This is a genomic window from Halobaculum litoreum (assembly GCF_030127125.1).
In the GTDB taxonomy this organism is placed as follows: Archaea; Halobacteriota; Halobacteria; order Halobacteriales; family Haloferacaceae; genus Halobaculum; species Halobaculum litoreum.
In genome coordinates, this window is the sequence record NZ_CP126156.1 from 1781180 (window position 1) to 1793660 (window position 12481).

Consider the following 12481-nt stretch of genomic DNA (forward strand, 5'->3'; position numbering starts at 1 on the left):
GACCCTGTTGAGGCTGTCCGTCGACGGTGCCCGCCGCCGGCGCGGAGCGGCCCCCGTGCGAAACGGGTATGGCCGCGCCGCCGCTACCGGTCGCCAATGGACTGCGACAGGTGCGGCGCCGACGCCGTGATGCACGCCGCCTACTCCGGGGCACACCTCTGTGAGTCGCACTTCCGGGAGTCGGTCGAGCGGCGCGTCCGTCGCCGCGTCCGCGAGGACGACCTCCTCCCGGACGACGCGACGCCCGAGGAGCCCGAGCGCTGGGTGATCGGCCTGTCGGGCGGGAAAGACAGCGTCGTGCTCGCCACCGTACTCGACGAGACGTTCGCCGCGGACCCGCGGGTCGAGCTGGTCGCGCTCTCGATCCACGAGGGCATCGAGGGGTACCGCGACGCCTCGCTCGACGCCTGCGAGGAGCTGGCCGCCGACCTCGACATGCGCCACGAGGTGGTGAGCTACGAGGAGGAGTTGGGCGTCCGCATGGACGACGTCGTCGAGGACGACCCCGAGAACATGGCCGCCTGCGCCTACTGCGGCGTGTTCCGGCGCGACCTGCTGGAGACGTACGCCGAGGACCTCGACGCGGACAAACTGCTCACCGGCCACAACCTCGACGACGAGGCCCAGACCGCCCTGATGAACTTCCTCGAGGGCGACACCGCCCAGATGGCGAAGCACTTCGACGCCTCCATCGGCCCGTTCCCCGAGCGCCGCGAGAGCGAGCACTTCGTGCCGCGCGCGAAGCCGCTGCGCGACGTGCCCGAGAAGGAGGTGGCGCTGTACTGCCACCTGCGGGACCTCCCGTCGCACATGGCCGAGTGCCCGCACGCCAGCGAGGCGTACCGCGGCGAGATCCAGTCGCTGTTGCTGGAACTGGAGGAACGCCACCCCGGCGTCCGCCACTCGGTCATGGCCGGGTACGAGGAGCTGGCGGGCGTGCTCGCCGGCGAGTACCGCGACGACGACGGTGCCGGCCCCGACCTGTCGCCGTGTGCGAACTGCGGGTCGAAGACCGCCCGCGACGTCTGTCGCAAGTGCGACCTCGTCGCGGCGATCGACGAGGCGTGAGCCCGTCGTCGGCCGTGGACGCGTCCGTGTCCGGAGCGGCCGCTCGTCGGCGGTGAACGACGAAAGTGAAAACGGAGGGCGCCGTCCCGTTCAGTGTGGGTGCTGCGAGGGCCGGTGGCCGGTCAGCGGATGACGTCGAGCCCGTTGGAGCGCTCGCTCGACTGCTCGCGCCCGCCGTCGGACTGCCAGGCGGCCTGCTGGCCCTGCCCGTTCTGCGCGTTCGACTTCGCGTCGAAGTCGACGTCCTCGGCGGGGCCGCCCTCGATGGACGCGCGCGACTTGTCGGCCTGCTTCTGGGTGCTCGGGCCGAGCACCTGCGCGCTCTGGACGCCGGTCATGATCGCCATGACGCGCACCTTGCCCTTGTACTCCTCCTGGATGCGGGCGCCCCAGATCACGTTCGCGCTCGCCTCGAGGCGCTCGGTGATGTTGTCGGCGATGCCCTCGGCCTCCTTCAGCGTGAGGTCCGGGCCGCCGGTGATGTGGACGAGTCCGCCCGACGCGCCGCGGTAGTCCACGTCCAGCAGCGGGTGGTTCATCGCGTCGTTGACGACCTCCTGGGTCTTGTTCTTGTCCTGGGTCTCGCCGACGAGCATCACCGCGACGCCGCCCTGGTTCATGATCGTGGACATGTCCGCGTAGTCCAGGTTGATGAGGGACGGCTGGGTGATGGTCTCGGAGATGCCCTTCACCGTCTCGGCGATGATCTGGTCCATCACCGAGAACGCCTTGCCGATCGGCAGGTTCGGGACGTAGTCGAGGAGGCGGTTGTTGTCGAGGACGATGATCGAGTCGGCCTCGTTGCGGAGGTTCTCGAGGCCCTCCTCGGCCTTCACCGTGCGGGCGCGCTCGACGTTGAACGGCGTCGACACCATGCCGACGACGATGGCGCCCTGCTCTTTGGCGATCTTCGAGACGACCGGCGCCGCGCCGGTGCCCGTGCCGCCGCCCATGCCGGCGGTGACGAACACGAGGTCCGCGTCGCCGAGCACGTCCTTGATCGTCCCCTGGGCCATCTCGGTGGCGCGCGACCCCATGCTGGGGTCGCCGCCGGCGCCGAGGCCCTGGGTGAGCGACTTGCCGACGAGGATCTTCGTGTCGGCCTCGATCATCTTGAGGTGCTGCTTGTCGGTGTTGATCGCCACCGTCTCGGCGCCGTCGACGCCGATGTTGTACAGCCGGTTGATGGTGTTGTTGCCGGCACCGCCGCAGCCGATGATGACGATCCGGGGCTCCCCGAACTCGTCGTCGTCGTCCATCTCGGCCATGCTCCGCTGCTCCGCCTCCGCGTTCTCGAGTGCGTCCTGAACGATGTCCTGCATGTTACACCTTGGCCCAGCTGCGCTTGCTGCGCTCGCCGCGCGCGCGCTCGCCGGAGGTGTCGGCTTGTTCGTTCAACATGTCGCGAACGGCGGATCGAATCGCCTCGCTGCGATTCGGGAACTCGCCCGTCTCGACCATCTGTTCGACCTCCTCGATCTGCTGTTTCGGGATCCGTAGTGTCACACGTTCCATTGTTGCATTCCCCCGGTAAGACGACAACACGCACACGCGTGCTCTCACGGACCGACGGCCGGAGTTTCCCCGCTCCGGTCGCGACCTGTAAGACGAGCCGTCTTACGCATCACTACCAATATACCGTTTGCATATAACTTTATCGCCGATTGTCTGTCAGTATCGCCCGGTTGTCTTACGTCGGACGCCGCCCCGTGTCCGACGAGCCGGCGTGTCTTACTGTCGGTCGAGGACGTCGGCGGCGGCCGTCCGACGCCCGCACCCGGGACAGAACGCCCAGTCGGAGCGGACCTCGTCGCCGCACTCGCAGAACGCCCGGCGGCTCGCCTTCTCGCCGCAGTTCGGGCAGTACACGTGGTCGTCCGACACCGACTCCCCGCAGCGGCCGCACGCCGAACCGGCTGCCGCCTCCGCGTCGGCGTCGGGCGCGGTGTCCTCCGACGCACCGACGGCCGGTTCGCTCGACCGGTCGGCGTCGGGGTCCGACGCGGTCGCGTCGACGCCCGCCCCGTCGACGTTTACGGTGAGGTTCACCGGGGGCGTGTCGCTCGGCACGCCGAACGGGCGCGGGGTCGCGCGCGCCGCCGGCCGCTCGCCGAACTCCGCGTCGAGCCGGGCCGTGACGAGTTCGTCCACGCGCGCGGCGAGCGCGTCGTCCAGCGAGTCGTCGCCGCCTCCCGACGCGCCGGCGGCCGCGTCGGGGCCCGTCGCGTCCGCTCGCTCCGCCTCGTCGAGATGCGACCGGAGCGCCTCCCGCATCACCTCGCTCTTCGACCCCTCGAGCCCCTCGAGGCGGTCGACGAGGTCCGCGTCGGCGCGGAAGGTAATCTTGCTCATACCCACCACCTGTGTACACGGTCCATATCAAACTATCCCAGCGTCAGACGCCCGTCGGCCCCCGGGGTGTCTTACACCGCCCGTCGGTCGTCGGCGCCGGTGCCGGAACCCCAGCCGTCTTCCACGACGCGAGCGACGCCGACGGTGTGCATCACCGCGAACTCGGCGACGTCGGATCGGTGACGGCGGTCGGTCTCGGCACGTGGAACATCGGCGGCGACTGGGGCGACGTGTCCGACGAGGCCGGCCGCGAGGCGGTCCGCGCCGCGCTCGACGCCGGCGTCGACTTCCTCGACACGGCCGACGTGTACGGCGACGGCCGCAGCGAACGCCACATCCGGCACGTCCTCGACGAGCGCGACGCCCACGACGAGGTGACGGTCGCGACCAAGGCGGGGCGACGGCTCGACCCCCACACGGCGGACGGCTACACCGCCGAGAACCTCGAGCGGTTCGTCGACCGCTCCCGGGAGACCCTCGGCGAGGACACCCTCGACCTGCTCCAACTGCACTGCCCGCCGACGGACGTGTACTACCGGCCCGAGGTGTTCGACGCCCTCGCGGACCTGCGCGCACGCGGGAAAGTAGCGAGCTACGGCGTCAGCGTCGAGCGCGTCGAGGAGGCGCTGAAGGCCATCGAGTACCCCGGCGTGGAGACGGTCCAGATCGTCTTCAACCCGTTCCGCCAGCGCCCCGCCGACCTGTTCTTCGAGGAGGCCGCCCGGCGCGACGTCGGCGTCATCGTCCGCGTCCCGCTCGCCTCGGGCCTCCTCACGGGGAACGTCGGCCGGGACGCGACGTTCCCCGAGAACGACCACCGCAACTTCAACCGCCACGGCGAGGCGTTCGACGTCGGCGAGACGTTCGCGGGCGTCCCGCTCGACGCGGGCGTCGACGCGGTCGAGGCGCTGGAACCGCACGTCCCCGAGGAGCTGTCGCTCGCGCAGTTCACCCTCCGGTGGATCCTCGACTTCGACGCCGTCTCGACCGTCATTCCGGGGTCGACCGACCCGGCTCACGTCGAGAGCAACGCCGCGGCCGCCGACTTGGAGCCGCTCCCCCACCGCCTCCACGGCCTCGTCCGCGACGTGTACGAGGACCACGTCGCCGAACACGTCCACCGACGGTGGTGAGAATTAGAGTGGTCTAAACTCTCTCTTCGGTCGGAATAACTATACCCTTCGAGCGTCCTTCTCCGAGTGAGTATGACCGACACACGCGACCCGGCGGGTTCGCCGGGGACGACCAGACGCCGGTACCTCGCCGGCGCGGGGGCTCGCCGCGGCGGGGCTCGCCGGCTGTCTGGGCGGCGCGGCCGGGAGCGGCACCGACGCCGGCAACAGCGACGGCCCGACGGTCGTCGCCTCGTTCTTCAGTTTCTACGACTTCGGGCGGGAGGTCGCGGCGGACACGCCGGTGACCGTCGAGAACCTCGTCCCGACGGGGCTGCACGGCCACGGCTGGGAGCCCAACGCCAGCATCACGCGGCGCATCGTCGACGCGGACGCGTTCGTCCACGTCGGCGAGGACTTCCAGCCGTGGGCCGACCGCGCCATCCAGACGCTGAAGGACGACGACGTCGACACGCAGTTGATCAACGTCCGTGAGGGCGTCGAGCTCGTCCCGCTGGCCGAGAGCCTCGACCGCGACGAGGAGGGCGTCGGCGAGGGACGCGGGCTGGATCCCCACTTCTGGCTCGACCCCCGACGTGCGAAGACCGCCGTCGACAACATCACCGCGGGGTTCGTCGAGCTCGCGCCCGACCACGAGGACACGTTCCGTGCGAACGCCGAGGCGTACAAGACGGACGTGCTCGACCGCATCGACGCCGACTACGCGGCGATCTTCGAGGCCGCCGAGCGCGACGTGGTCCAGTTGGCCGCCCACAACGCGTTCCAGTACATCGCGGACCGGTACGGGGTGCAGATGCGCCCGCTCGTCGTCAACCTCGCCGCCAGCGGCGACGTGAAGCCGTCGGACATCACCGAGGCCAAGCGCGTCATCGACGAGAACGACATCCGCTACATCGGCGCCGGCGTGTTCGAGACGCGCCGCCCCGCCGAGCAGCTCATCGCCGAGACCGACGTGGAGGCGTACTACCCCGTTACCCCGTACGCGGGCGTGCGCGAGGACTGGGTGGAGAACGAGTGGGGGTACGAGGAGATCGCGGACAACATCAACATGCCCACCTTCGAGGTCGTGCTCGGCACCAAGTCGCCCGACGAGGCCGGCTACGACGGCTGGAACGCCGAGTGGAGGAACTTCGAATGAGCCGGGCCGACTCGACCGAGGCGACGCTCGCCGCCGGCGAGGCCGCCGACAACGGCGCGGCCCGCGCGAGCGGCGAGCGCGTGATCCGGCTGTCTGACGTGACGTTCGGCTACACCGCCGCCCCCGTCGTCGAGGACGTGAGTCTCGACGTCCGCGCCGGCGAGTACGTCGCCGTCGTCGGGCCGAACGGGTCGGGCAAGTCGACGCTGCTGCAGCTGATGCTCGGCCTCCTCCGCCCGGACGAGGGCGAGGCGCGCCTGTTCGGCGAGCCGGCCCACCGCTTCGACGACGGCCAGCGGATCGGCTACGTCTCCCAACACGCCAGCGCGGCCAAGGAGATGCCGATCACCGTCCGCGAGGTCGTCCGCATGGGCCGGTTCCCACACGTCGGCTTCGGCCGCCTCGACGCCGAGGACGACCGGATCGTCGACGAGGCGCTCGCGACCGTCGGCATGAGCGACTTCGCCGACCGACGGATCACGAAGCTGTCCGGGGGCCAGCGCCAACGGGCGTTCATCGCGCGTGCGCTCGCGGGCGAGGCGGACCTGCTCGTCCTCGACGAGCCGACCGTCGGCGTCGACGCCGAGTCCGTCGACGCGTTCTACGACCTGCTCGCGTCGCTCAACGCCGACGGCATCACCGTGCTCCTCATCGAGCACGACCTCGGCGCCGTCGCCGACCACGCCGAGCGCGTCGTCTGCATGAACCGCGAGGTGTACTTCGACGGCCCCACCGCGGAGTTCGTCGAGAGCGACGCGCTCGCGCGGGCGTTCGGCACCGCCGTCGGCTTCCTCGGGCGCGGGGGCGGGGAATGACGCTCCCGGCTGGCGCCGCGGCCGTGCTGGGGGCGGTCGCCGCCTCCCCGCCCGCGCCGCTCCAGTCGGGAAGCGCGCTCGACCCGGTGCTCGCACCGATCTACTACCTGCTCGACCTGTGGTCGCTGCTGATGACGGCGCTCGGGGACGCGACCGGACTGGAACTGCTCCAGTACGGCTTCATGCATCGTGCGATCCTCGTCGGCCTGTGTATCGGCGTGATGGCGCCGCTCATCGGGACCTTCCTCGTCCACCGCCAACTGGCGCTCATCGGCGACGCGCTCGCGCACACCGCGTTCGCCGGCGTCGCCGTCGGCCTGTTCCTCAACGGCGTCTTGAGCCTCGGCGTCTCGCCGTACCTCACGGCCGTCGTCGTCGCGGTGCTCGCGGCGCTGCTCATCGAGGTGATCTCGGAGGTGACCGACGCCTACAACGACGTGTCGATGGCGATCGTCCTCTCGACGGGGTTCGCCCTCGGGACGGTGCTCATCAGCCTGAACGCCGGCGGCCTCGCGGTCGGCATCAACCAGTACCTGTTCGGCAACCTCTCGACGGTGTCGGCGGAGAACGCCGCGATCCTGCTGGTGCTGTTCGCCGTCATCGTCGGCACGGTCGCGCTCACGCGCAACCAACTGCTGTACGTCACCTTCGACGAGACGGCCGCCGAGGTGTCGGGCATCCCCGTGAACTGGTACAACCGCGTGATGGTGATGCTCACCGCGCTGGTCGTCGTCGGCGCGATGCAGATCATGGGCGTCATCCTCGTCGCCGCGATGCTCGTCGTCCCGGTCGCCGGGGCGTCGCAGGTGTCGCGCAGTTTCGGCGAGTCGCTGCTCGTCTCCGTGGTGCTCGCGGAACTGGCCGTCCTGCTCGGCATCGGCGCCGCCTACTACGGCGAGGCGACCGCCGGGGGCGTCATCGTCCTCGTCGCGGTCGCCATCTACGCGCTGGCGGTCGTCGCCGGCAAGCTCCGCGAGGCCCGCGGCGACGACGACGCCCCCGAGTTGGGCGGCATCGACGCCGAGGACGACGCGGCCACGGCCTCCGACTGAGCCCGCGACGACGGATTTCGTATCGCGGCAGCCGATTCATGACGTGGACCCGGCCGACGCGCCACGCCCCGCGCCGCTTCCCGGAGGCTTATCCCGCGAGCGGCGGATTCGCACGCCATGGCGACGAGACTCCCCGAATCGGAGTTCGACGCGCGGCTCGCGGAAGTGCGCGGGCGGCTCGCGGACACCGACGCGGACGCGGCGACGTTCTTCGGCGCGACGAGCATCGAGTACCTCTCCGGCTTCCACCACATCCAGACCGAGCGCCCGGTCGTCCTCGCGGTCACCCAGGAGGCGATGGAGATCACCGTGCCCCGGCTGGAGGTCGAGCGCGTGGATCCGAACCCCCGGATCGACGCGGTCCACCACTACTTCGACTACCCGCAGGGCGCGCCGCTGGAAACCGCCGTCGGGATGCTGGAGGGGATGGGCGTCGAGTCGGTCGTCTCCGACGCCGACGGCGCCCCGGGCGTGATGGGGTACGAGGGCCCCGCACTCTCGGAGTTCGTGGCGGTCGACAGCCAGTCGTGGGTCGACCGCATGCGCTGGGAGAAGACCGACGCCGAGGTCGACCTCGTGCGCGAGTCGGCCAAGTGGGCGAACCTCGCGCACCGCTACCTCGCGGACTACACCGAGGTGGGCGCCCACCCGGTCACCGTGAGCCAGCGCGCGACCACCGACGCCTCGCGCGCGATGTTGGACACGCTCGGCGACCGCTACGCCGTCCGAACTCGGGGGTCGGGGCCGGTCCACGCCGGCTACATCTCCGGCTCCGAGACCGCGCTCCCCCACGGCCACACCCCCAACGAGCGCCTGTCGGCGGGCGACGTGCTCGTGACCGGCGCGTCGGCGAACGTCGACGGCTACCACTCGGAGCTGGAGCGGACGATGTTCGTCGGCGAGCCGAGCGACGAACAGCGCCACTACTTCGAGCTGATGGTCGAGGCACAGGACGTCGCCATCGACGCGCTCGGCCCCGGGCAGTCCATCGCCGGCGTCGACGAGGCCGTCCACGACTACTTCCGCGAACAGGGGATCGAGGACACCGCACAACACCACGTCGGCCACAACATCGGGCTCGGGGGCCACGAGCCGCCGTACATCGACCGCGGCTGGGACGACTACGACCACGTCGACGAGGGCGACGACTTGATGGCGCCCGGCCAGATCTACACCATCGAACCCGGGATCTACACCGACGAGTTCGGCTACCGCCACTCCGACACCATCGCGATCACCGAGACCGGCACCGAGTGGCTGACCTTCTTCCCGCGCGATCTGGAGTCGAACGTCATCCGGTAACCGCGACAGCCTCGCCCGCGGCGGCCGATCGGCGCCTCGAACCCGCTCGCTTCTCCCCTCTCGCCGGATTCGATAGCCTGCGGCCTGACTGGCGCGGGTTCGCGGCCACTCCCGAGACGGGGCGAACGGTGTCGTAAATCGTATGCCGCGATACGAAATGCGCGATCGGCCGGTGCACCCGGCCGGTCGCCGGCGGCCCGGAGCGTTCTTGCCTGCCGGGGCACGAGTCGCCGACGATGCCCGCCGTCTCGTTCGCGTTGTTCGACACGCTCGTCGAGGCCGACCCGCCCGCGGACCCCGCCGACGCCGTCGGCGCGGCGTTGCGCGACCGCGACGCCGCGGTGCCCGCCGACTGGGCCGACGCCTACCGGGAGACGCACGTCGACGCCCCCGCGGGCGCGGAAGTCCCGCTCCCGGCACACGTGAGCCGGGCGCTGGCGTCGCGGGGCGTCGACGCGCCGGCCAACGCGGCACGGCGGGCCGTCGTCGCCGCGTTCGACCCGGACGTGCGGACCCGCGAGGGCGCCGTCGAGGCGGTGGCCGCCGCCCGCGAGCGCGGCCCGGTCGGCCTGCTGGCGAACTGTGCGGTGCCGGAGTTGGTCGGGCGGACGCTCGTCCGGTCGGCGCTCGCGCGCGACGACTTCGACGCCGTCGTGTCGAGCGTCGCCTCGGGGTGGCGCAAGCCGGACCCCCGCTCGTTCGAGCACGTCGCCGACGCGCTCGGCGTGCCCGCGGACGGCCTGACACACGTCGGGAGCGACCCCGCGGTCGACGGCGGCGTCACCGCCGTGGGCGGACGCTTCGTGGAGACGCTCGGCGACGTGGACGACGCCCTCCGACGCGACTGACGGCGTCGCCGCGGCGCAGGTCAGGTCCCGGTGACGAAGAACAGCAGCACCGAGATGGCGAGCGACGCGAGCACGACCGCCGCCGCGAGCGCGCCGCCCATCGAGACGGCGGCGTTGGCGTGGCTGGCGAGCGACTCCGTGCGGTCGTTGCCGAACACCGTCACCTCGGCGTGTTCGGTCGCCATCCCCGCCTCCACGGGTTCGGTGTCCGCGCTCGCCGCGTCGACGACGTCCACGACCGTCTCGACTAAGTCGTCGTGGTCGACGACTGCGCCCACCTGGTTGTCCGCCTCCACGGTGTTGACGACGTGCGTGTCGGTGGTGAGCACTTCGGCCTCGTCGACCCCGACGCGCTCGACGACGGCGTCGACGAGGCGGTCGCGCAGGCCCGGCTCCATGTTGTTCCCGTCGACGAGGACGTACGCGGTCGTCTGCGGGGCCGCGTCGTTGCTCGCGGCGTCCCCCGCCGGGTCCGCGTCGACGGCGGCCACCATCGCGCGGATCCCCAGCGGTCCGATCCCCTCCTCGGGTCGCCACGTCGTGCGCTCCCACGCGACGCCGACCGAGAGGTCGCCGCGCGGCGCGACCGCCAGCCGGTCGCCGGCGTCGCCGGCCGCGCGCATCATGTCGAACGAGCGCCGCGACCCGGGCGTGACGTGCCCGAGGTCGGGGCCCTCGAGCCCGTTGTTGGAGTTGTGCGCGTCGGCCAGCAGCACCTCGTCGAGGCCGCTGGTGCGCGCCTCCGCCGCCGTCGACAGCCCGACGGCGTACTCCACGTCGTCGGCGAACCCCGGCGCGAACGTCGACACGAGCAGGCCGTCGTCGTCGAACGCCTGCCCGAGCAGCGACGCCTCGCCCGCGGTCGTGCGGACGCTCTCGGTCGCCGCCGCGGAGTAGGTGAGCCGGTCGTACGCGCGGTCGGCCGCGTCGATCACCGTGTCGACCTCGCGCTCGGTGACGAGGTTGAAGTCGTGGCCGGCGGTCGCGTGCGGCGGGAACGCCAGCCCCTCGGTGGCGTCGGCGACCCGGACGGGGAGGTTCCCGCCGCCGATCTCTCCCATCGGCCCGGGGTGGATCATCGGCAGCACCCACCGCGCCTTCTCGTCGCCGTCGGCCGTCCGGAACGCGAGGACGGTGACCGGGACGACCGCCTCCTCGCCCAACTGCTCGAAGAAGTCCTCCAGCTCGCGGCTCCCCTCGGCGATGTGGCCGATGAAGCCGCGGAGGAAGTCGAGCACCGACACGCCGAGCGTGTTGCGCCACGGGCGATCGACGACGTAGAGGAACGTCCAGACGCCGGCGGCGTACAGCACGCTGGTGAGACCGAGCACGAGGAAGTGGTCGGGGCTGATCGCCGACAGCTCCGGCGGCGCCTCGGCGGGCCGCGCGAGGTACGGCATGAGGAACGTGTCCAGCAGCGGGCCGCCCACCTCCAGCACGCGCAGCGTCCCGCTGTACACGAACAGCAGCACCGCCGCCGTCGCGCTCTGGAGGCTCGCGGGCACCGCGGCCGGGAGGATCGACGACTGGGAGACGGCCATGATGACGAGCAGCCGGATGGCGAACACCGACGCCAGCCCGATCACGAGCACGTCGAAGACGAACCGCTGCCCGAGCGGCGTGAGGTAGGCGACGAGCGCGCCGAGGGTGAGGAACGCCACGAGGACGACCTCACACACGAGCGCCAGCAGCGAGGAGCGGTTCGGCGTCAGCTTCCCGCCGACGCGGGCGTCGACCCACGCGGTGCCGAGGCCCGCGACGACGGTCGGGATGCCGATGAAGAACACGCCCTCCCAGGCGTCGCGCCCGACGAACAGGATCCCGCGCCACACCTGCGTGGTCTCCGGGCGCTCGAAGGCCCCCACCCCGGCGACGGCCGCGAGGAGGAGGGCGAACGCGACCGACGTGTACCACGACGGGGCGCGGAAGATGAACCGCGACAGCCCGGCGAGGTTGCTCTGGGTCGCAGTCATACGCGTTGCCGGTGTCGAACGCGGGCCGCCCCTAAAAAGGGGGCGACCTCGTCGCGCGACGCGGTCGGGTCCGCGGTCGACCCGGGAGTGTCCGGTCGGCAGTCACGTATCCGGGTCGTGACTCTGGATACGGCGCTCGCAAAACCGCCGGACGCGGACTCGGATCGGAGAACGCGCGTCGGGCTACTCGCAGATCGCGACGAAGTTCTCGAAGACCTCCTCGCCGCGTTCGGTGTGGCTCACCTCGGGGTGCCACTGGACGCCGTAGAGGTCGCGCTCGGGGTCGCTCATCGCCTCGACGCCGCAGACGTCGCTGTCGGCGGTGACGTGGAACCCTTCGGGCACCTCGACGACCTCGTCGGCGTGGCTCGCCCACGTGCGCGTCTCCGGGGCGAGCGAGCCCACGAGGGGGTCCTCGTCGTCGGTGATCCGGACGTCGACGTCGGCGTACCCGCCGTAGTCGCCCGACTCGACGCGACCGCCCAGCTCCGTGGCGATGAACTGCAGCCCCAGACAGATGCCGAGGACCGGCACGTCGAGGTCGAGGTACTCCGCACAGCGGCCGACCCGCTCCATGCTCGGCCCGCCCGAGAGGACGATGCCGTCGGCGTCGATGTCGGCGGGGTCGGTGTCGTTGTCGAGGATCTCGGTGTCGACGCCCACGTCGCGGAGCGCGCGACCCTCCAAGTGCGTGAACTGTCCGTGGTTGTCGATGACCACGATGCGCGGCTCGCTCATACCGTGGGTTGCGCGGACGTGGTGAAAAGCGACCCGCTTCGCCGCCGGGGATGCACGGACGT

At 71.2% G+C, this 12481-nt stretch carries 11 protein-coding genes and 1 pseudogene; 7 read left to right on the plus strand and 5 right to left on the minus strand.

Going from position 1 to position 12481, the window contains the following annotated elements; all coding sequences use genetic code 11:
* Positions 1-96 precede the first annotated feature (96 nt).
* The gene (gene ncsA / locus P0R35_RS09760; RefSeq protein ID WP_284012303.1) at positions 97-1068 is read left to right on the plus strand and encodes a tRNA 2-thiolation protein NcsA; all 972 of its coding nucleotides are present in this window, start codon (positions 97-99) and stop codon (positions 1066-1068) included.
* A gap of 122 nt (positions 1069-1190) precedes the next feature.
* Here the strand turns inward: ncsA and ftsZ are convergent, their stop codons facing one another.
* From ftsZ to P0R35_RS09775, 3 genes are all read right to left on the minus strand, one after another.
* Positions 1191-2390, minus strand: coding sequence for a cell division protein FtsZ (gene ftsZ, locus P0R35_RS09765; protein ID WP_284012304.1), 1200 nt, complete (start codon positions 2388-2390; stop codon positions 1191-1193).
* Position 2391: 1 nt separating this feature from the next.
* Positions 2392-2583, minus strand: a complete 192-nt coding sequence (cdrS, locus tag P0R35_RS09770; RefSeq protein ID WP_276237763.1) for a transcriptional regulator CdrS — start codon at positions 2581-2583, stop codon at positions 2392-2394.
* 216 nt (positions 2584-2799) lie between these two features.
* Positions 2800-3420, minus strand: coding sequence for a double zinc ribbon domain-containing protein (locus P0R35_RS09775; protein ID WP_284012305.1), 621 nt, complete (start codon positions 3418-3420; stop codon positions 2800-2802).
* A 146-nt stretch (positions 3421-3566) separates the two neighbouring features.
* Here P0R35_RS09775 and P0R35_RS09780 point away from each other — a divergent pair, with 146 nt between their 5' ends.
* The 6 genes and pseudogenes from P0R35_RS09780 (at position 3567) to P0R35_RS09805 (ending at position 9708) form a co-directional block, all read left to right on the plus strand.
* Positions 3567-4553 (plus strand): aldo/keto reductase, encoded by a 987-nt coding sequence (locus tag P0R35_RS09780; RefSeq protein WP_284012306.1) that lies wholly within the window; start codon positions 3567-3569, stop codon positions 4551-4553.
* Between the two features lie 72 nt (positions 4554-4625).
* Positions 4626-5691 (plus strand): annotated as a pseudogene (locus P0R35_RS09785) (metal ABC transporter substrate-binding protein).
* Positions 5688-6506, plus strand: a complete 819-nt coding sequence (locus tag P0R35_RS09790) for a metal ABC transporter ATP-binding protein (protein WP_432765001.1) — start codon at positions 5688-5690, stop codon at positions 6504-6506. Before P0R35_RS09785 ends, P0R35_RS09790 begins: the two are co-directional and overlap by 4 nt.
* Positions 6503-7558: a metal ABC transporter permease gene (locus P0R35_RS09795; RefSeq protein WP_284012308.1), complete on the plus strand. Its 1056-nt coding sequence runs from the start codon at positions 6503-6505 to the stop codon at positions 7556-7558. The genes P0R35_RS09790 and P0R35_RS09795 overlap by 4 nt, the downstream gene beginning before the upstream one ends.
* A 117-nt stretch (positions 7559-7675) precedes the next feature.
* Positions 7676-8860, plus strand: coding sequence for a M24 family metallopeptidase (locus P0R35_RS09800; protein ID WP_284012309.1), 1185 nt, complete (start codon positions 7676-7678; stop codon positions 8858-8860).
* Positions 8861-9096: 236 nt separating this feature from the next.
* Positions 9097-9708: an HAD family hydrolase gene (locus P0R35_RS09805; protein WP_284012310.1), complete on the plus strand. Its 612-nt coding sequence runs from the start codon at positions 9097-9099 to the stop codon at positions 9706-9708.
* 20 nt (positions 9709-9728) lie between these two features.
* On the opposite strand, the gene P0R35_RS09810 is transcribed toward P0R35_RS09805, so the two are convergent.
* Both P0R35_RS09810 and P0R35_RS09815 read right to left on the minus strand, forming a co-directional pair.
* Positions 9729-11681 carry a DUF2070 family protein gene (locus P0R35_RS09810; RefSeq protein WP_284012311.1) on the minus strand — a complete coding sequence of 651 codons (1953 nt, stop codon included), beginning with the start codon at positions 11679-11681 and terminating at the stop codon, positions 9729-9731.
* Between the two features lie 183 nt (positions 11682-11864).
* The gene (locus P0R35_RS09815) at positions 11865-12419 is read right to left on the minus strand and encodes a GMP synthase subunit A (RefSeq protein WP_284012312.1); all 555 of its coding nucleotides are present in this window, start codon (positions 12417-12419) and stop codon (positions 11865-11867) included.
* Positions 12420-12481 lie beyond the last annotated feature (62 nt).

Coding starts and splice junctions, on each gene's coding strand:
- ftsZ (WP_284012304.1), bottom strand. CDS start 2,390: ATGCAGGACATCGTTCAGGACGCACTCGAGAACGCGGAGGCGGAGCAG.
- P0R35_RS09810 (WP_284012311.1), bottom strand. CDS start 11,681: ATGACTGCGACCCAGAGCAACCTCGCCGGGCTGTCGCGGTTCATCTTC.
- P0R35_RS09795 (WP_284012308.1), top strand. CDS start 6,503: ATGACGCTCCCGGCTGGCGCCGCGGCCGTGCTGGGGGCGGTCGCCGCC.
- P0R35_RS09805 (WP_284012310.1), top strand. CDS start 9,097: ATGCCCGCCGTCTCGTTCGCGTTGTTCGACACGCTCGTCGAGGCCGAC.
- cdrS (WP_276237763.1), bottom strand. CDS start 2,583: ATGGAACGTGTGACACTACGGATCCCGAAACAGCAGATCGAGGAGGTC.
- P0R35_RS09815 (WP_284012312.1), bottom strand. CDS start 12,419: ATGAGCGAGCCGCGCATCGTGGTCATCGACAACCACGGACAGTTCACG.
- P0R35_RS09800 (WP_284012309.1), top strand. CDS start 7,676: ATGGCGACGAGACTCCCCGAATCGGAGTTCGACGCGCGGCTCGCGGAA.
- P0R35_RS09790 (WP_432765001.1), top strand. CDS start 5,688: ATGAGCCGGGCCGACTCGACCGAGGCGACGCTCGCCGCCGGCGAGGCC.
- ncsA (WP_284012303.1), top strand. CDS start 97: ATGGACTGCGACAGGTGCGGCGCCGACGCCGTGATGCACGCCGCCTAC.
- P0R35_RS09775 (WP_284012305.1), bottom strand. CDS start 3,420: ATGAGCAAGATTACCTTCCGCGCCGACGCGGACCTCGTCGACCGCCTC.